The sequence below is a fragment of the Halomonas sp. AOP43-A1-21 genome, from assembly GCF_052376775.1.
GTDB lineage: Bacteria > Pseudomonadota > Gammaproteobacteria > Pseudomonadales > Halomonadaceae > Vreelandella > Vreelandella colorata.
Genome location: NZ_JBQSWC010000012.1, coordinates 16530 through 35047, shown reverse-complemented (window position 1 = coordinate 35047; position 18518 = coordinate 16530). Strand labels below are relative to the sequence as shown.

At 53.2% G+C, this 18518-nt stretch carries 22 protein-coding genes; 20 read left to right on the top strand and 2 right to left on the bottom strand.

Annotated features, from left to right (window positions below):
* The first annotated feature begins 2 nt into the window (after nt 1–2).
* From rlmB to ACT3R7_RS08710, 8 genes are all read left to right on the top strand, one after another.
* Nucleotides 3–824 carry a 23S rRNA (guanosine(2251)-2'-O)-methyltransferase RlmB gene (gene rlmB / locus ACT3R7_RS08745; protein ID WP_192539164.1) on the top strand — a complete coding sequence of 274 codons (822 nt, stop codon included), beginning with the start codon at nt 3–5 and terminating at the stop codon, nt 822–824.
* Nucleotides 825–1019: 195 nt separating this feature from the next.
* A complete protein-coding gene (gene rpsF, locus ACT3R7_RS08740) occupies nt 1020–1412 on the top strand; it encodes a 30S ribosomal protein S6 (RefSeq protein ID WP_193091641.1) in 393 nt (130 codons plus the stop codon).
* A 33-nt stretch (nt 1413–1445) separates the two neighbouring features.
* The gene (gene rpsR, locus ACT3R7_RS08735) at nt 1446–1673 is read left to right on the top strand and encodes a 30S ribosomal protein S18 (protein WP_009097135.1); all 228 of its coding nucleotides are present in this window, start codon (nt 1446–1448) and stop codon (nt 1671–1673) included.
* 12 nt (nt 1674–1685) lie between these two features.
* Nucleotides 1686–2537, top strand: coding sequence for a hypothetical protein (locus ACT3R7_RS08730; protein ID WP_496199015.1), 852 nt, complete (start codon nt 1686–1688; stop codon nt 2535–2537).
* 15 nt (nt 2538–2552) lie between these two features.
* Complete coding sequence (gene rplI / locus ACT3R7_RS08725; protein ID WP_018918611.1) at nt 2553–2999, top strand: 50S ribosomal protein L9; 447 nt, start codon at nt 2553–2555, stop codon at nt 2997–2999.
* Nucleotides 3000–3273: 274 nt separating this feature from the next.
* Nucleotides 3274–4659 (top strand): replicative DNA helicase, encoded by a 1386-nt coding sequence (dnaB, locus tag ACT3R7_RS08720; RefSeq protein ID WP_192539165.1) that lies wholly within the window; start codon nt 3274–3276, stop codon nt 4657–4659.
* A 69-nt stretch (nt 4660–4728) separates the two neighbouring features.
* Complete coding sequence (locus ACT3R7_RS08715) at nt 4729–5022, top strand: hypothetical protein (RefSeq protein ID WP_018918609.1); 294 nt, start codon at nt 4729–4731, stop codon at nt 5020–5022.
* Nucleotides 5023–5168: 146 nt separating this feature from the next.
* A complete protein-coding gene (locus ACT3R7_RS08710) occupies nt 5169–5471 on the top strand; it encodes a DUF6482 family protein (protein ID WP_192539166.1) in 303 nt (100 codons plus the stop codon).
* Nucleotides 5472–5538: 67 nt separating this feature from the next.
* Here ACT3R7_RS08710 and ACT3R7_RS08705 read toward each other — a convergent pair whose 3' ends face one another.
* Nucleotides 5539–5955: a thiol-disulfide oxidoreductase DCC family protein gene (locus tag ACT3R7_RS08705; protein ID WP_441675694.1), complete on the bottom strand. Its 417-nt coding sequence runs from the start codon at nt 5953–5955 to the stop codon at nt 5539–5541.
* Between the two features lie 213 nt (nt 5956–6168).
* On the opposite strand from ACT3R7_RS08705, the gene hemH reads away from it, so the two are divergent.
* The 11 genes from hemH (at nt 6169) to rloA3 (ending at nt 17163) form a co-directional block, all read left to right on the top strand.
* Complete coding sequence (gene hemH, locus ACT3R7_RS08700; protein ID WP_441675692.1) at nt 6169–7251, top strand: ferrochelatase; 1083 nt, start codon at nt 6169–6171, stop codon at nt 7249–7251.
* 306 nt (nt 7252–7557) lie between these two features.
* Complete coding sequence (locus tag ACT3R7_RS08695; protein WP_441675690.1) at nt 7558–9909, top strand: putative monovalent cation/H+ antiporter subunit A; 2352 nt, start codon at nt 7558–7560, stop codon at nt 9907–9909.
* On the top strand, nt 9902–10333 hold the full coding sequence (locus tag ACT3R7_RS08690) for a Na+/H+ antiporter subunit B (protein WP_018918604.1): 432 nt from the start codon (nt 9902–9904) through the stop codon (nt 10331–10333). The genes ACT3R7_RS08695 and ACT3R7_RS08690 overlap by 8 nt, the downstream gene beginning before the upstream one ends.
* Nucleotides 10334–10351: 18 nt before the next feature.
* Complete coding sequence (locus ACT3R7_RS08685) at nt 10352–10699, top strand: Na+/H+ antiporter subunit C (RefSeq protein WP_018918603.1); 348 nt, start codon at nt 10352–10354, stop codon at nt 10697–10699.
* Entirely contained in the window at nt 10696–12297 is a 1602-nt protein-coding gene (locus ACT3R7_RS08680; protein ID WP_193091642.1) for a Na+/H+ antiporter subunit D, read from the top strand. Before ACT3R7_RS08685 ends, ACT3R7_RS08680 begins: the two co-directional genes overlap by 4 nt.
* Entirely contained in the window at nt 12294–12767 is a 474-nt protein-coding gene (locus tag ACT3R7_RS08675; protein WP_192539171.1) for a Na+/H+ antiporter subunit E, read from the top strand. Before ACT3R7_RS08680 ends, ACT3R7_RS08675 begins: the two co-directional genes overlap by 4 nt.
* A complete protein-coding gene (locus tag ACT3R7_RS08670; protein WP_193091643.1) occupies nt 12767–13036 on the top strand; it encodes an MrpF/PhaF family protein in 270 nt (89 codons plus the stop codon). The genes ACT3R7_RS08675 and ACT3R7_RS08670 overlap by 1 nt, the downstream gene beginning before the upstream one ends.
* The gene (gene mnhG, locus ACT3R7_RS08665) at nt 13029–13433 is read left to right on the top strand and encodes a monovalent cation/H(+) antiporter subunit G (protein WP_018918599.1); all 405 of its coding nucleotides are present in this window, start codon (nt 13029–13031) and stop codon (nt 13431–13433) included. The genes ACT3R7_RS08670 and mnhG overlap by 8 nt, the downstream gene beginning before the upstream one ends.
* Nucleotides 13434–13783: 350 nt before the next feature.
* Complete coding sequence (locus tag ACT3R7_RS08660; RefSeq protein WP_193091644.1) at nt 13784–15202, top strand: DASH family cryptochrome; 1419 nt, start codon at nt 13784–13786, stop codon at nt 15200–15202.
* Between the two features lie 103 nt (nt 15203–15305).
* Nucleotides 15306–16577, top strand: a complete 1272-nt coding sequence (locus ACT3R7_RS08655; protein ID WP_193091645.1) for a lytic murein transglycosylase — start codon at nt 15306–15308, stop codon at nt 16575–16577.
* Nucleotides 16578–16614: 37 nt separating this feature from the next.
* Nucleotides 16615–17163 (top strand): retropepsin-like aspartic peptidase RloA3, encoded by a 549-nt coding sequence (gene rloA3 / locus ACT3R7_RS08650; protein WP_193091646.1) that lies wholly within the window; start codon nt 16615–16617, stop codon nt 17161–17163.
* Between the two features lie 18 nt (nt 17164–17181).
* Here the strand turns inward: rloA3 and ACT3R7_RS08645 are convergent, their stop codons facing one another.
* Nucleotides 17182–17895, bottom strand: coding sequence for a 16S rRNA (uracil(1498)-N(3))-methyltransferase (locus tag ACT3R7_RS08645; RefSeq protein ID WP_193091647.1), 714 nt, complete (start codon nt 17893–17895; stop codon nt 17182–17184).
* Between the two features lie 132 nt (nt 17896–18027).
* On the opposite strand from ACT3R7_RS08645, the gene phaR reads away from it, so the two are divergent.
* Complete coding sequence (gene phaR, locus ACT3R7_RS08640; RefSeq protein ID WP_193091648.1) at nt 18028–18492, top strand: polyhydroxyalkanoate synthesis repressor PhaR; 465 nt, start codon at nt 18028–18030, stop codon at nt 18490–18492.
* Nucleotides 18493–18518: the final 26 nt, after the last annotated feature.

Sequence of the window (18518 nt, the reverse complement as noted above, 5' to 3'; positions counted from 1 at the left end):
GCATGAAGTCAGCGTCGTCTCGACGTGGCCCGCGCACTATGGCTCGTACTACGGCTCGCTCTACAGTGCGCACGCCTGATGGGCTGGACCAGGTGTATGGCGTACATGCTCTGCAAAGCTTGTTAGAGCGCGGTGAAACGCCACGTGAGCTTTGGGTGCAGCAGGGCGCAGGCAGCCGTTTGGCCGAAGTGGTAGAGCAGGCGCAAGCGCGCGGTGCACGCATTAAAGAACAGCCTCGCGACTTGTTGGACCAGCTAACTCAAGGGGCCGCTCACCAGGGGGTAGTGGCATTTTGTCCGCCGCTAACGCCTGAAGGTGAAGAGTCTTTGTGGTTAAAGCTGCGCGCCTGGAAGGCTGAAACGCCGCCGCTACTGCTGGTGCTCGATGGCGTGACCGATGTTCACAACTTTGGTGCCTGTTTGCGCAGTGCCGATGCGGCTGGGGCACACGGCGTGATTGTGGCTAAAGATAAAGCGGCGCCGCTCAATGCCACGGTGCGCAAAGTAGCCTGTGGCGCGGCTGAAGTCGTGCCGGTTTATCAGGTAACCAATCTGTCGCGCACGCTTGCCAAGCTAAAAGACGCAGGCGTGTGGATTACCGGTACGGCCGGGGAGGCCGATGCCAGCATCTATGCTATCGATATGACCGGACCTACTGCGCTCGTGATGGGAGCAGAAGGGAAGGGAATGCGGCGCTTAACTCGTGAGGCGTGCGACAACCTGGCTAAGCTGCCCATGGCAGGGCAGGTTTCAAGCCTGAACGTCTCAGTGGCTACGGGCATCTGTTTGTTTGAAGCGGTACGCCAACGTCAGCTTGCAAGTTAGCCGCTTGCCCACTAGAATACCTGCGCCCGTTTGTCTACAGGCGGGCACAGGTTTTTAAACAGTAGTTCTGCTAATGCCTTGGCTGCCGCTAGCGGTAAGTTGGATGCATTTCAGTTAACTCCTTGCTTCCCTGTCGTCGTTCTTCGCTTACTGCGGGTACACACACCGGAAGCTGTCAAACCGCAAGGAGATCCTATGCGTCATTATGAAATCGTATTTATGGTCCACCCGGATCAGAGCGAGCAGGTGCCGGCCATGGTCGAGCGCTACACCAGCATCGTTACTGAAAATGCTGGTACCGTGCATCGCTTGGAAGATTGGGGCCGTCGTCACCTGGCTTACCCGATCAACAAAATCCACAAAGCCCACTACGTGCTGATGAACGTTGAATGTACTGGTGAGACTCTCGAAGAAATCGAGAACATCTTCCGCTTCAACGATGCCATCATCCGCAGCCTGGTTGTACGCTGCAAGGAAGCGATCACTGAAGCTTCCCCGATGATGAAACCGGCAGAAGAGAAGCGTCCGCGTCGCGAAGACAAGCCGCGCGCTGATGCCGACTCTGATTCAGAAGTCGAAACTGCCTGATTCTATCCACTGCACGTTTTAAGGAGCTAATCCATGGCACGTTTTTTCCGTCGCCGTAAGTTTTGCCGCTTCACTGCTGAAGGCGTCAAGCAGATCGATTACAAAGATCTCGACACCCTGAAGGCTTACATCACCGAAACTGGCAAGATTGTTCCGAGCCGTATCACCGGCACTAAAGCACGCTACCAGCGTCAGCTGGCGACTGCTATCAAGCGTTCGCGCTACCTGGCGCTGCTGCCCTACTCCGATAGCCACCAGTAAGCGTTTAACGTGATGCTGGCACTGGCAAGATGGCTAATGCGAGGGCTGCCTTACGCCGCAGGCGGGGCAGCGTTAGCAACGCTAGTGCCTTGGTTGTTCTGGTTAGGTGCAGCCATTGCGGCGTTAGTGACCCTGCGTAAAGGCTTCGCGCCTGCACTGCCGGTCATCATCGCCGCTGCGCTACCGGCAGGTTTTTGGTGGGCGCAGGGCGACGTTATTCCGCTTACCAGCGTATTGCTGGTAACGCTAATGGCGTCGATTCTGCGTGAAAGGATGCGTTGGAGTGAAGCATTGCTTGCAGGCACGTTAGTGGCGGCAGCAATGGTGCAGTTCGGCATCTTTAGCCCGCCTGGCGGTATGGAGCTAATGCTTGAGCAACTGCGACAAGGCTCCTCGGACGTTGATCGCATGCTCACAGAGTTGGCTAGCCAAGGGTACGATACCCAAATGCTTGCCTCCATTGTGGTAGGTGGTGTTACGGGTCTCGTGGTTTTGGTCGTAGCTATCGCATGTTTGGCCCTGGCACGAAGCTGGCAGGCGGGGTTATATAACCCGGGCGGGTTTCGTGAAGAGTTTCATGCATTTCGACTCACGCCCAAAGAGCTCGCCGTAGTAGCGGTGCTCGGTGTGGTTGGCATGATGCTGGGGGCGCATGCGTTGGCGGTGCTTGGCTGGATTCCGCTATTAGTTGCTGGCATTGCGTTAGTGCATGGTTATATCGGATTAAAGGGGATGAACGGGCTGTGGCTGGTGGCATTTTATGTGCTGCTGATCACGACCTGGCCCACGATTCTCATTGTGCTGCTGTTGGGGCTGATTGATACATTCGCGAACATTCGCGCACGCCTTGCCCGCGGCAACTGACAAGAGGTTTACGAGATGGAAGTCATTCTGCTCGACAACATTGGTAAGCTGGGCGGCCTGGGTGACAAGGTCACTGTTAAGCCTGGTTATGGTCGTAACTACTTGGTGCCTTACGGTTTAGCCGTACCGGCCACCAAAGAAAACGTTGAAGCGTTTGAAGTACAACGTGCTGAGCTTGAAGCTCAAGCCGCTGAGCGCAAGGCAGAAGCCCAGGCGCGCGCTGAACAGCTAAACGACATCGAGCTTTCGCTGGTGTCTAAAGCTGGCGACGAAGGCAAGCTGTTTGGTTCTATCGGTCCGCGTGATCTGGCCGACGCTATTTCCTCTGCTGGCATCGATGTTGCCAAGAGCGAAGTACGTATGCCGCAAGGCCCGATTCGTCAAACTGGCGAATACGACATCGCCCTCCACCTGCATGCAGAAGTGGACGCCGTTGTTCGCGTGGTAGTTGTCGCAGAGTAATACCTGCTACCGCTATTAACGCCACAAAGGGCGCGGGATTTCCCGCGCCCTTTGTTATTTATATGCTGGTAATTTATGTGCAGGTTATTTATGCGAGTTATTTATAAGCGGATTGTTTATAAGAGGTTATTGCTAAGCAGCAAGGTGATTTCAAGTAACGTTGGCTGCTTAGCAATAACACTTAATGCAACGACCTGACGGTGGTTGTTAACGGTTTGTCCGATTAAAATAGTGGCCTTTATTGGCTATGCTGCACTGTTGAAAGGAGCTCGCGATGGACCAGCCTTCTGCTGATCAGGAAACGGCAGCACTAAAGCTGCCGCCGCATTCGCTGGAGGCGGAGCAGTCGGTGTTGGGCGGGCTAATGCTGGATAACCAGGCTTGGGACAATGTCTCTGAGCGCCTGGTAACCGATGATTTCTATCGCTATGAGCACCGGCTGGTGTTTAACGTGATGATTCATCTGGCTGAATCTGGGCAGCCGCTTGACGTCATTACGCTGTCTGAAGCATTGGAAGCGCGTGATCATCTGGATACCGTCGGCGGCCTGGCGTTTCTGGCAGAGCTTGCCCGTAATACGCCTTCGGCAAGTAATATTCGTGCCTATGCGGATATCGTGCGAGAGCGGGCGACGCTTAGAAAGCTGATTCGTGCGGCGAACCAGATCGCTGAAAGTGCTTTTTCGCCTCAAGGGCGGCCTGCCGATGAGCTGCTCAACGAAGCGGAACGGTTAGTCTTTCAGATTGCCGAGGAGCGCCCTAAAACGGGCGGGCCTATCGGCATGAGTGAGCTTTTGACCAAAGCGGTTGACCGTATCGATGAGCTGTTCAACCTTAAAGGCGAAATGACCGGGCTTTCGACCGGTTTCCGCGACTTGGATGAAATGACCTCGGGGTTGCAGCCGTCCGACTTGGTGATTATTGCCGGGCGTCCGTCAATGGGTAAAACTACGTTCGCGATGAACCTAGTGGAGCACGCCGTGATTGCCAGCGACAAGCCGGTCATGGTGTTTTCCATGGAGATGCCTGCGGAATCGCTAATGCTTAGGATGCTGTCCTCGCTTGGGCGTATTAACCAGACGCGTGTACGCTCCGGCCAGCTGGAGGATGAGGATTGGCCGCGGCTAACATCGGCGGTCAACCTGCTTAAAGACAAACAGCTATTTATTGATGATACAGCCGCGCTCTCGCCCAACGAAATGCGCTCGCGGTTGCGCCGTATTGTGCGCGAGCATGGCAATATGGCGTTGGTCATGATCGATTACCTTCAGTTGATGCAGATCCCCGGGTTTTCTGAAAACCGTACCGGTGAGATTTCGGAAATTTCGCGCTCGCTCAAGGGCTTGGCGAAAGAGTTTAACTGCCCGGTGGTGGCACTTTCCCAGCTTAACCGCTCGTTGGAGCAGCGTCCCAACAAGCGTCCGGTAATGTCGGATCTGCGGGAATCAGGCGCCATCGAGCAGGATGCCGACGTTATTGCCTTCGTCTATCGTGATGAGGTATATAACCCAGATAACCCGGATAACCAGGGTATTGCTGAGCTGATCATCGGTAAACAGCGTAACGGTCCTATCGGCGCGGTACATATGGCATTTATTGGTAAATATACCCGCTTTGAAGATTTGGCCCCCGATAGCTATGGTGAGGCTTTCGGCGATTAGTGTGGGGCAGGGCGGAAGCCAGCTCTTATCGAACACAGAACACAGCAACACACAGAACGGGAGTAACACATGGCAGGTGGTTTTCGGCGTGGTAATCGTCAGCGTCTTCCTAAACTTGAAGGACGTGGCGAGCTTCAGGAGTTGGAGAAAGAGGGCCCCTTTAAAGAGTGGCTGGGGATGCCTGACCTTTATCGCTATTACCTGGTGGTAGAGGGGCAAAAGTATAGTTACCAAACAGAAGATGCCGATTTGCCAGTGGCGGTAGGCGATAAAGTGGTGTTTCGCTACAAAGAAACCAAAGCGGGTAACTGGATTGACCGCAATTCGCTAGGTAAGGCGATTGATCCCTCAGAGTACCAGTAACTCAAGTATCTAATTACGCGAATAGTCTGAAACTCTCCTGAAAAGTTGCCGTCTTAGCCAATAGGTGCCAAGGTAAAGGTAACAGGAATGTAATAGGGCCCAGTCATGCTGTGCCCTATTGTTGTATCCAATAATAGGAGGGAACCATGGAACTGATCGCGCTTAAACAGTTCGTCGAAAGCCACGATAACTTTGAAATTCGCGTCATTACGCATTCAGGTAGTCGTTTTTATCAACTTGAGCTCGAAGATGTAGAAGGTGAACGGCACATGCTCACCCAGCGTGGTAAGCCAATGCTGTTTCGCTCGTTAGACGATGTATATCTGGAGCTAAAGCGCGCCGGCATTCATCGTGCGTATCTGGTTCAGCATGTGCCGCAGGACGAGATGATCGGCAGAGACGCGCATTACAGTGAGCCGTTAACAGCACGTATGCCGCTGGTTTTCTAAAAAAACGCTAAGTCGCAGAGATTGTCTGTCGAATTAGCCCTCATCAACAGTAGTTGTAGTTGTAATATTAGTTGTAACGCTCGTTGTCACGTTTGCTGTAATGTTTTTCCCACCACTGCCCAAGCCTTATTCGGCGACGGGCAAAGAAACGGTAGCCTGCATTCATTACGCCTCGCAGGCCCGGTAAGCAAGAAAGTTTTACCAGCCGCCGGTAGCCTAGCGTTGCATACAGGGCCCGGCTGGCATCCATGCCCACATACCAGTTTCCCTCGTTATCCCGGACATGTAGCTGCCCCATTAGGGTGTCGAACGAATAGCCCGTTTCAGCGGCATCAAAATCCACTTTTCGAATATCTATCAACCGAATGTGTTTGCGATTCGGATGCTTGTTTAGCCACTCAACCTCTATTCGACAAAAAGGGCAGTGACCATCGTAATAGAGCGTGGCAGGCGGCGCAGCGTTAAACAGTTGAACATCGCTCATTAAAACCTCTTTAGATAACCTTGCACTAAACGATAGGTAGAAGCGCTTCTGGTGTGTCGTCCATGGAAGAGTATTAGCTACGGTGTAAAACGATAGACACGAATTAGTCGGGGATTATACAAATAGCGTTGATAGTATAACTTTATGCCGCAACTTTGCTGAAAAATGGTAAGATTTTGGTTATTCAACCGTAGTTTTCCGGGAGTAAGCGTAATGACCGAGAGCGTTGTAATCGACCAGCCGGGAGAGGGGCGCCTGGCGCATGCCTCAGGTGATCATCCTGGCGTACCGCGCGCAAAGGTGGGCGTAGTGGTGGCTAACCTGGGAACGCCTGATGCCACTGATTATTGGTCAATACGGCGTTATCTGAGTGAATTCCTCTCGGATAAGCGGGTGGTGGATTATCCTGATTGGAAATGGCAGCCGCTGCTGCAACTGATCATTTTAACCAAGCGCCCCTTTTCTTCGGGTAAAGCGTATAAAAGTATTTGGAACAATGAGCAAAACGAAAGCCCATTGCTCACCATTACCCGAGCTCAAACGGTGAAGCTGACCGAGCGTTTAAAAACGCTTTATGGCGACAGTGTCGAAGTCGATTTCTGTATGCGCTACGGCAATCCTTCTACTAAAAGTGTGTTGAACCGCATGAAAGAGAAGGGTTGTGAGCGTATCGTTTTCTTCCCGCTCTACCCTCAGTATGGCTCGCCGACGACGGCTACCGCCAACGATCAGGCGTTTCGCACTTTGATGAAGATGAAATGGCAGCCGGCTATTCGCACCGTGCCTGCCTATTTTGATCGCCCTGTCTATATACAGGCCTTGGCCAATTCCGTCACCGATATGTATGCCCAACTCAAAACGCGGCCTACCAAGTTGGTGGCGAGTTACCATGGGGTTCCCAAGCGTTATTTGATGGAAGGGGACCCTTACCACTGCCACTGCCAGAAAACCACGCGGCTAATGCGCGAAGCGCTAGGCTTCAGCGAAGAGGAAGTGGATACCGCGTTTCAGTCGCAGTTTGGGGTGGAAAAGTGGGTAGGTCCGCCGACCGTTGAACATGTCGCTACACTGGCTAAACAGGGTCATAAACATATCGCTATTTTATCGCCCGCCTTCTCTGCTGATTGCGTTGAAACGCTTGAAGAAATTCAGGAAGAAATCCGCGACAGTTTTATTGCCGCCGGTGGAGAAACGTTTAGCTATATCCCTTGTTTAAATGACCGGGATGATCATATCGATGCTTTACTTAGTGTGATTAATAGCGAGCTTTTGGGCTGGCTTCCGTTGACGGAGTAAGTGATTGAGCAGGGCGGAAAAACATAACAATAAGCACGCTATCTATTTGATTTCGTTTAAAGGTTGTCTGGCAACTCGCTGCTGTCTGTTATAGAGTCTACGACTTTATGATCACTTGTATTTGACGTTTAACGCGATCAAAAAAGCACTTATGGCGAGTAAAAAGTCAGGGGCCTTTACGTTTTAAATGCTTCAGAAGTGGTTACGAGTAGAAGACAGGGATAACGTCATCTGCTCACCGTGAGAGGACCCGTACGCCCATAGTACCCGCCTCGTGCGGGGCTGTTACCCAGGAGATATCGCTAGATGCAATTCGCCGTTTTAATGGGGTTTGTATTGGCCGCGCTGGCACCGCTAATGCAGCGCTGGTTTGCAGACCGTACGAGTCTGGTATTAGCCATTTTTCCTGCCCTGATCGCCGCGTGGTTATTTGCTCAGGCCCCCACGGTAATCAATGACGGCCCGATGCTAATGGAGTGGCAGTGGGTGCCTTCACTGGGTATCAGTCTCACCTTTATGCTGGATGGGTTGTCGTTACTCTTCGGCCTATTAATCTCTGTTATTGGCACATTTGTGCTTATTTATGCAGGGAGCTATTTAAAAGGCCACCCGGATATTGTGCGATTCCACATAGCCTTGCTGGCTTTTATGGTTTCCATGTTGGGGCTGGTATTAGCCGATGGTCTGGTCACCCTATTTATTTTCTGGGAGCTGACCAGTGTTACATCCTATCTGTTGATCGGTTTTAACCACACCGATATCCAGGCACGCAAATCAGCGCGCCAAGGGCTTTTTGTCACGTTTGCGGGCGGACTTGCCCTAATGGCCGGGCTTGTATTGCTGGGCGTCTCCAGCGGTGAATGGTCATTGACCGATATCCGAGGGATGGAAGCCGATTTACGCGAGCATGCCCTTTATACGCCGATGCTCATTTGCCTGCTGTTGGGTGCCTTTACCAAATCTGCCCAGTTTCCGTTTCATTTCTGGCTGCCTAACGCAATGGCGGCACCGACACCGGTGTCGGCCTATTTGCACTCCGCTACCATGGTAAAAGCGGGTATTTACCTGATGGCAAGGCTTCAGCCTGAGCTGGGCGGCACGGCGCTTTGGATCAGCGTGCTTTCTGTGGTGGGTGCTACTACGCTGCTGGTTGGCGCATTCTTGGCCATTCATCATACTAATATTAAAAAGCTGTTGGCTTACTCAACCATTATGGCGCTCGGCACGTTGACCATGCTGCTGGGCATAGGTACTGAGTACGCCATGACGGCGTTTGTAACCTTTCTGCTCGCCCACTCCTTGTACAAGGGTGCGCTGTTTATGGTGGCGGGTATTCTCGATCACGAAACCGGTACCAAAGATGTTACCGCCATGGGCGGGTTAAGACCTTTGATGCCGGTGACGGCCACCATTGCCCTGGTGGCGGCATTATCGCTTGCCGGCGTGCCGCCTTTACTTGGCTTTATTGGTAAAGAGCTCAAGTTTGAAGCGGTGCTTGGCGCAGGGGATTTTCAGGGCTTATTGGTCGTCTTCGCATTTGTTAGTGCTATTTTAACCATCGCTGTGGCAGCGATTGTTGCGTTACGCCCTTTTTATGGTAAACGTCATGAAACGCCAAAAGTACCGCATGAAGCGCCCTTCGGTATGTTAATGGGGCCTGCGTTGCTAAGCGTAGGCTCGCTGGTCTTTAGCCTGGCGCCCGCGACGTTTGGTGTTGATTCCCTTTTAGCGTCCGCCGCAAGCGCGGTGGCAGGAGAGCCCAGAGACGTTGCGCTGTCACTTTGGTACGGCGTTAATTGGGCGTTAATAATGTCAGTCATCAGCCTGGGACTGGGGTTACTGCTCTTCAAGTATTGGGACAACATAAGAGGCAAGCTTATATTGTTGGCACCTGCCATGCGCTATGGCCCTGAAGCTGGCTATGAAGGCTTATTAAATGGCGTGGTGCAATTCTCTGAATGGCAAACGCGCGTGCTGCAAAACGGCTATATGCGTAACTATATCTTGGTCATGCTGGTGGTTCTGATCATCCTGATTGGTAACTCCATTCTGCTGCGCCATTCTCCTTTATTCGCTTTTGATCTTGATGTGCGGTTCCACGAGGTCATTGTAGTGGGCACCATGGTGATGGGGGCTCTATTTGCCACGGTTACCCGCTCGCGCCTGGGCGCTGTGGTGTCCGTGGGCATTATGGGGTTCTCGATTGCCCTCATCTTTATTCTTTTCAGCGCGCCTGACCTGGGGATTACGCAGCTTCTGGTCGAAACGCTCACGGTTATTTTGCTGGTCTTGGTGCTATTTAGGCTACCGCGCTTCTCGCACCTTTCCACTCCGCTTGAGCGCATCCGTGACGGCTCGGTGGCCGCAATAATGGGTATTCTGATTTTCCTGTTGATCATGACCGCCTGGAGCATTGATCAGTTTGAGTCCATTTCTACCTACATGATCGAAAATAGCGCGCCGCTCGCCTATGGCCGCAATATCGTTAACGTGATTCTGGTCGACTACCGTGCCTTGGATACCTTGGGCGAAATGTTTGTACTGGCCCTGGCTGCTATCGGGGTGATCGCCATGCTTAAGCTGCGCCACGAGCCGGAAAGCCCCAAAACAGCCGTCGAAGGCAGCAAGTCAGATATCAAGGAGCCGTACGATGGTTAAGTCAGGGACGATCATTCTTAATACGGCTGCGCGGTTTTTAATGCCCTTGCAACTGATGTTCTCGGTATTTTTGCTGTTCCGAGGGCACGATGAGCCGGGCGGTGGATTTATCGCCGGGCTAGTGGCAGCGGGGGCGTTCACGCTGTATCTGCTGGCTTTTGGGGTTAGTGCCACCAAGGAAGTGCTGCGCATGGTTGACCCGCGCGATCTGATTGGCGTGGGTCTATTGCTGGGTATCGTTTCCGTGGTTCCGGCCTGGTTCATGGGTCAGCCGTTCTTGACGGCCCAGTGGTGGACTATTCCGGTGATTGATTTCAAGGCTTCGACGCCGCTAATTTTCGATATCGGTGTTTATCTGTCGGTATTGGGGTCGGTAATCGGCATGGTTATGGCGCTGATGGAGGTGGACAAGGATGAGCCATAAGTTAACAGGAGTACGCGCATGGAACCGTTAATGGCTTTAGCGATTGGCGTGATGTATGCCACCGCCATCTTTATGATGCTGCGACGCTCGATCGTAAAGCTGGTCATTGGACTGCTGCTGCTTTCCAATGCCGCCAACCTGCTGATCTTTACCACGGCAGGCATGACGCGGGGCGCGCCTCCGTTGATTCCGGAAGGCATGCTACAGCCTGTTGGCGAGGTGGCCGATCCGCTGCCCCAGGCGGTTGTACTGACCGCCATCGTGATCGCATTTGGGGTGCTGGCGTTTGCAGTCGTATTGATTCGCCGTGCCTATGAAGTGGTCAAGGCCGATGATCTGGACAAGATGAAGGATACCGATACGTGAGGCCTGAAGTTGCTCTTCCCATTCTTTTGCCCCTACTTTCGGGGGCCGTTTCCTTACTTTTCTGGCGCTCGCGTCCCATGCAGCGGTTTCTTGCCGTTGCCGGTAATCTTGCCCTTTTGGTCGCCTGTGTGTGGTTATTTGCAGCCACGCTTTCCGAAGGCTACATCACCATGCAAATGGGGAGCTGGCCTGCGCCGTTCGGGATCACGCTGATCGCCGATGTGCTGAGCGCCGTCATGATTCTGATGACCGGTATCATAGGTCTGGCCATGGGCATCTACTCGCTGGCAACCACCGGCCACGGACATGAAAAGTTTGGCTATTACCCGCTGATGCACCTGTTGCTCGCTGGGGTGGCGGGCGCCTTTCTGACCGGTGACCTCTTCAACCTTTACGTATGGTTCGAGGTTATGCTGGTGGCGTCTTTTGCGCTGCTGATTTTAGGTGGCGAAAGGGCGCAGATGGAAGGCGCGATCAAGTACGTTACTCTGAATTTGCTGGCCTCGGTTATCTTCCTCTCGGCGGTTGGTCTGCTATATGGCACCGTGGGTACGCTGAACATGGCGGATATCGCTTTGCGAATCGATATGGTCGAGCACGCCGGCATGGTTGAAGTACTGGCGGTAATGTTCATGGTGGCCTTTGGGATCAAGGCGGCCGCGTTTCCGCTGTTTTTCTGGCTGCCGGCTTCCTACCACACGCCGCCCGTAGCGGTTTCCGCGCTGTTTGCCGGTCTTCTTACCAAGGTGGGGGTCTATGCACTGTTTCGTGTATTCACCCTGATATTTGATCAGTCCATGGGGTACCTGCAGGACATCATGCTCTGGGGGGCAGTGCTGACCATGGTAACCGGCGTGTTGGGGGCTGCGGCACAGTACGAGTTCCGGCGTATTCTCTCTTTCCATATCGTCAGCCAGATTGGCTATATGATTCTGGGGCTCGCGCTTTATACACCTTTGGCGATTGCCGGTGGCGTGTTTGCCATCATGCACAACATAGTGGTCAAGACGAACCTGTTCTTGATCAGCGGGATTACCCACCGCCTGCAGGGCACCTATCAGTTGAAGAAGATGGGCGGGCTTTACAAAGAGCGCCCCTGGCTTGCGGTCGCCTTCTTTATCTCAGCCTTTTCGCTTGCCGGGGTACCGCCGCTTTCGGGCTTTTTTGCCAAGTTCGTGATCGTGCGGGCGGGCATTGAGGCCGAAGCGTATGTGGTGACCGGTATTGCACTGGCGGTAGGTCTGATGACGCTCTATTCCATGGTCAAGATCTGGAATGAGGTATTCTGGAAAGGCCTGCCGGAAGAGAATCTTGTGCCGGTATCTGCCGCGCCAAGCGGTGACGATGGCCGCTTGATCAAGCCAAGCCTGTGGATGATGTACCTGCCGGTGGTTGTGCTGGCGTTGTTTTCACTTTTAATTGGTATTTTTGCCGAGCCGATCATGCTGGTGATGAATACCATCGGTGATCAGCTGTTTGAGCCGGACGGCTACATTGAGGCGGTGCTGGGCGTTGCAGCCAATGCCCAAGAGGCACTGCTGAATGCAGATGATGCTCAACCCGAAATGGACACGAGTGGCGGGGAGGGTACTCCATGACCGGTGCTATCTGGAACCTGCTGCTAGGGTTGGCGTGGGTGTTGCTGAGCGGCGATTTTACCGGCTTGAATCTGCTGGTTGGGATGGTATTTGGCTATATCGCCCTGGTGCTTATTGAGCCGCAGGTAAACGCGCTCAAGGGATATCCGGCGCGCATACCGCTGATTATCCGCTTTCTGGGATTTTTCATGAAAGAGCTTGTGCAGGCTAACCTGCGCGTTGCGTTTGATATTGTAACGCCGCCCTGGCACATGCAGCCGGGGGTGATCGCCATGCCCCTCTCTGCACGCACGGAAATGGAAATCACCATGGTCGCCAACCTGATTTCATTAACCCCTGGAACGCTGAGTTTGGATGTCTCCGATGATCGCAAGGTGCTCTATATACATGCCATGTTCCTAGATGATGAAGAAGAACTGCGGCGCAACTTGAAAGAAATGGAGCATCGAGCCCTGGAGTTATTTCGCTAATGCATACGGTTCTGTTAATTAGTCAGGTCATTATGGGGCTGGCGCTTATATTGACCTTTGTGCGCGTAGTGCGCGGCCCAAGCCTGCCTGATCGCGTGGTAGCGCTTGAGTTGTTTTCCACCACAGTAGTCGGGCTGGTGGGCGTTTATGCAATTCAGTCAGGCGTTGCCAGTTTTCTGGATGCCGCCATTGTGATTGCTCTAATGGGTTTTTTAGCCGCCATCGGTTTTGCACGCTTTTTGGAACGCGGAGGGCCACGCGATGATTGAGGCAATTAAAGGCGCACTTCTGCTGACAGGTTCTTTGTTTATGCTATTGGCAGCGGTTGGCTTATTACGCTTACCGGATCTGTTAACGCGCATGCATGCAACCACCAAGGCAGCGGCATTAGGCGTTATTTTAATTATGCTGGCGGCGGCCATGCATTTTTCAGAGGTTGGCGTAGTGGCACGCTCGTTTGCGGTGATTGTCTTTATCCTGATGACCGCACCGGTAGCAGCACATGTCATTGGTCGGGCGGGCTATTTTGTCGGCTCACGGCTTTGGAGCGGTACGGTTAAAGATGAGCTGCGCCCTAACTATGACCCGCTGACCCATGAATTGAAAAGCGGCCTGGAAACTTATGAGAATGCCAAGCGCCAGCCACGCGCAACTGATCCGGACTAACGGCTTCAAACGCTAATGATTTTTTAAGTATGAGCCTTAACGAGCCACCGCCTAGGTGGCTTTTTTTATGCAGTATTCCGGCAGAATGACGTTGAATTTAAAAAATACCATTATGTACAATAATTGTACTGTATAAGTTATGATGTCTACGTTTTTGGTTCGTCAAGCACATTTAAAACCCTCACACGTGCAGGCGTTACCCATAATATTTAAAGCATTAAATAGGCGTTTAAAGTAATACCCACGCTTAGCTTCAGTAGAAGATAAGTGTGCTGCTGGAATCTGTGCGCTATTGCAGTAAGCGCTGCGGCTATGAAACCAGCAGCTACGCATGCCGAGGAGGCAAGAGCATGAACACCACGATCGATATTGTCTGGCTGCAAGACGATTTGCGTGTCGCAGATAACCCCCTGCTCGAATTCACCTCAAAACCTGATCAGCTTCTGTGTTTGTATGTACTTAATGAAAAGTGGCTGGAGCCTGCGATAGAAGGGGAGACCACGCCCCGAATAGGCCCCGCCCGGTTGCGGTTTTTATGGCAAAGCTTAATGGAATTACGCGGGGAGCTTTTACAGCGAGGAAGTGACCTGCTGGTACGTATTGGCAACCCCGCTGAGGTTGTCGTGCAAATGGCCTCTTCGCTTCAGGCCCGGGAAGTCCGAGTAGCGCAGCACGCAGGGTTTGAAGAAGCTCAGCAGATTCAGAAAGTAGCCCAAATGCTGCCTAAAACGTCGAGCCTTTATAGCGTTGAAAGTGGGCGTCTGTTCGATAGCGCCGCACTTCCGTTTGGGCTTGATGAGCTGCCGGAAAGCTTTTCTGCCTTTCGGCGCTGCGTGGAAAAATATTGCACTACTCCTAAAGCGCTTGCCGCGCCCGTGACGCTGCCAGGCTGGCCAGATGCTTCTCGTGGTTTCCCACCGTTAAAATCAGTCTGTGAGTACTCGGCCAACTGGCAACCCGATGAGCGCCAGGGCTTTGTGTATGTTGGCGGTGAGAATGCTGCCCATGAGCGTTTGCAGCACTATATTTGGCGCCAAAATGGTCCTGGCAAATATAAGAAAACCCGTAACGGTTTATTGGGTGCCGACTTTTCGACGCGGTTTTCTCCCTGGCTGGCTCGCGGCTGTTTATCGGCGCGTCAGGCAAATGATGCGGTTAACGATTGGGAGGCACTGCATGGGCGCGACGAATCGAGTAACTGGATCTCGTTTGAGCTTTTATGGCGTGAGTACTTTCATTTAGTTGCACAGTTGGAAGGTGCCAAGCTCTTTGGGGATCAGACCCTCCCGGCACCTTGTTCAGCGTTTAACGCCTGGCGTGAATCGGCAACCGGCATGCCTTTTGTCGATGCGGCCATGTTAGAGCTACGCCAAACGGGCTGGATTTCCAACCGTGCACGTCAAAATGCAGCAAGCTTTCTAGTCAAAGATTTAAACGTTGATTGGCGACTGGGCGCCTGGTGGTTTGAGCACTGCTTGATTGATTATGATGTAGCTAACAATTGGAGCAACTGGCGCTATATTGCGGGCGTTGGACGTGATCCACGCCAGAACCGCTATTTCAACGTGCTTAAGCAAGCCAGTCATTATGATCCGAAAGGCCTATATGTGGCTTACTGGTTGCCCGCTCTGAATTCGCTTCCTTATGGGATTGAGCGACATCAGCCGTGGTGTAGCGCGCCAGCCCAATTTGCCGAGCCTTGCGTAATGCCCGAGGAGTGGCAGCGCTGGCTCATCGCACGCACGGAACTGGAAGAAGCCGACGAGTAAAGCATGGCAATAAGGGACTGCGGGAATTAGAGAGAAAGGCTAGTATCTGCCTATTTTCTAGGCCATCATCAGGCATGCTAAGGACTGCTCAAGGATAGATGCCATGTCGTTGAAGATCGATTTACCGCTGCGCCGTGTGGTTAGCCATACGTCGCTAACGCTTTCCGCAGGGCTGCTGTCCATGCTGCTGAGCGGTAGCCTGCAAGCCGCCAATCCCCAGCTAATGACGGAAGTGGATGCACGCGGAGCCCAAGAGCTGCGCTACGCCAATTTTGAGCAATGGCTAAATGAGTTCCGTCGCTTTGCGGCCACTCAAGGGATTAGCGAGGCAACACTGGCAACGGCGCTAAATGGCGTGCGTTATCGTGATCGCGTCATTGAACTAGATCGCTATCAGCCTGAATTTGTGCGCCCCATTTGGGAGTATCTTGATTCAGCCGCCTCCGATACGCGCGTCAATACCGGTCGTGAGCGGTTTGAAGAGAACCGCCAAACGGCCTTGGAGATGCAGCAACGCTTTGGTGTGCCTGCAGAAATTGTCGTCGCCATTTGGGGCATCGAAAGTAATTACGGCAGTAACTTTGGCGACTTTTCAACTATCGAAGCGCTGGCTACTCTGGCCTACGATGGGCGCCGACGAGACTTTGCCCGCGGCGAGCTACTGGCTGCCCTGCGCATTATTGAGCAGGGCGATATTTCTGCCGAGCGCATGAAAGGCTCCTGGGCAGGCGCCATGGGACATACTCAATTTATTCCCAGCAGTTTCGAAGCCTATGCCGTAGATGGCGATGGCGACGGGCATCGCGATATCTGGGGCAGCATTCCAGACGTGATGGCCTCGACCGCCAATTACTTGGCCCGGGCGGGTTGGCAAACCGGTCAGCCGTGGGGTGTTGAGGTCGTGCTGCCGACGTCGTTTGATTATTCACAAACCGAACGGCTCAGCAGTGCTGAGTGGAGCCGACAGGGCATTCGTGCTTTGGAGGGCGAGCTGCCTGATTTTGAGAGTGCAGCGCTTGTTATTCCCGCTGGCGCGCAAGGACCTGCGTTTGTCGTAGGTCCCAATTTCCGGGCGATCTTACGTTACAACAACGCCACCAGCTATGCCTTGGCGGTCGCCACGCTGGCCGATAAAATTGCTGGGCGGGCCGGCATCCAGCAGTCGTGGCCAAGAGGAGAGGCAGCCTTAACCCGCGATGATGTCAAAGAGCTTCAGCAACGCTTGAATGAGGCAGGCTACGGGGTAGGCGGGGCTGATGGCGTCATGGGTCCCAATACCCGTGAAGGGCTGCGCGCCTTCCAGCGTCAGCAAGGGCTAACGCCGGATGCATTTGCTACCCAGTCGCTTCTTGAACGATTGCGGCAGGCGCGCTAAACAACGATTAATCTCTTATTTCACCAAGGACGATGCTATGAGGTTTGTGGAAAAAATGCTGGCAGGTGGTTTGCTGGCGAGTGCTTTAACGGCTAGTGCCGTTGCTAGTGATGAGCAAGTGTTTGGCTGGGTTGAAAATGCCACCATAGAGCCGTGGGGCATCATGGTAAAAGCTAAGCTGGATAGCGGTGCTCTCACCTCGTCGCTTGATGCGCGTGATATCGAAATGTTCGAGAAAGACGGCGAGGATTGGGTGCGATTTCGCTTGAAGCTTGAGGATCAGGACAGCGGAGAAGAATTTAGCGACCGTCTTGAGCGGCCGCTCTACCGCGAACAGTCGGTACGCGGCGCAGGCGGTCGCGATGAGCGGCCGGTGGTCCTGATGAACGTGTGTATGGGCGATACGATTTACGAAGAGCAGTTTAGCCTTCGTGATCGCGAGGAAATGCTCTACCCGCTGTTGCTGGGTCGGCGCACTATCAGCCATTTAGGCCTTCTGGATGTGCGTAGCACGTTCCAGCAAGAGCCTGCATGTGGCGAAGACGCGACCGTGGTTAAGCATGACCCAGAAGACGAACAATCCTAGCAGATTAGCTAAAAGCGTTTAAAACAGCCGGGCGAGTAACGCCGTCACGGCTGTTTCTACGCGCAGAATGCGGGGACCCAAGTGCATACCTTCGCAGCCTGCCTCTAGCAGCTTTTCAACTTCCCATGGAATGAATCCACCCTCAGGGCCCACTAATAGCAAGGTCTTTTCGCTAATACCTCGCGGGCAGGCCATAGGCATGCCCGGATGAGCCACCAGGCCACGATGCTCACGAAGCAGGTCAGGTAATTGCTCTTCGATAAACGGCCGAAATCCTTTGCTTAAAATCACATTAGGCAGCTGGGTATCGCGTGCCTGCTCTAATCCTAATATCAGATGTTGCTGAATTTTTTCAGGCAGGAGCTCAGGTGACTGCCAGTAGCTTTTCTCTACCCGTTTGGTATGCAGTAGCGTAATCTCTTTTACCCCGAGCGCCGTGACATGCTCAAGCGTTCGCGCCAGCATGCGAGGACGAGGCAGGGCGAGCACCAGATGAACGGGCAGTGCGGGTGGGGCGACATCAGTTAAAGAATCTAATGCAAACACCGCCTGCTCGCGGGTGAGTTCGATAAGCTGTGCCTTGCCCATCGAGCCGCCTTGAACCCCCACTGTTAACCGGCTGCCGGGCGTTGCACGGTGAATATCACGCAAATGCGCTAGCCTGCGCGGATCGCTGATGCGTGCGTAGCCTTGCTGGTCGAGGTCACTGGGATGAAGCAAAATCAAATTCATAATCGGCATCTATTGGTCAAAGGATTGGCACGCTGTTCCGCACTAATCTACTCACATGGTTTGCATGGGTGCGTGGTGCAGGCACAATAATACCATTGGGGGCACCCCCTATCGCGTTTAAGGAGATGCGCTGTGCGCGTAATTCGTAAGTATGCCAACCGCCGGTTGTACGATACTCAGCAAAGCCGTTATGTAACGCTTGAGGACCTGCGCTGTTTAATCATTGAAGAAGAGCCGTTTCGGGTTGAAGATGCGAAAAGCGGGGAAGACCTGACGCGTACCATTTTACTCTCGATCATTATTGAGCAGGAGCAGTCGGATAATAACGCCGAGGTGTTTTCTAACGATCTGCTCGCGCAGCTGATTCGGGTTTATGATATGTCGTCTCCGCTGCCGCTGGCGCGCTATCTTGAGCAGGGCACGCAGCTTATGCTTGAGCAGCAAAAGCGCCTGCAGAGTCAATGGAAGCAAGCCATGCGCCATACGCCGATGGAGTTTATGCGTGAGCTGGCCGAAGAAAATATGCGCTTTTGGCAGAATACGATGAACCAATCTCCGCCGCCCAGCGATAGCAATGACGAGGATAAAACCTCCTGACGCCAAGAGAGGCCTCGTTGTGGCAT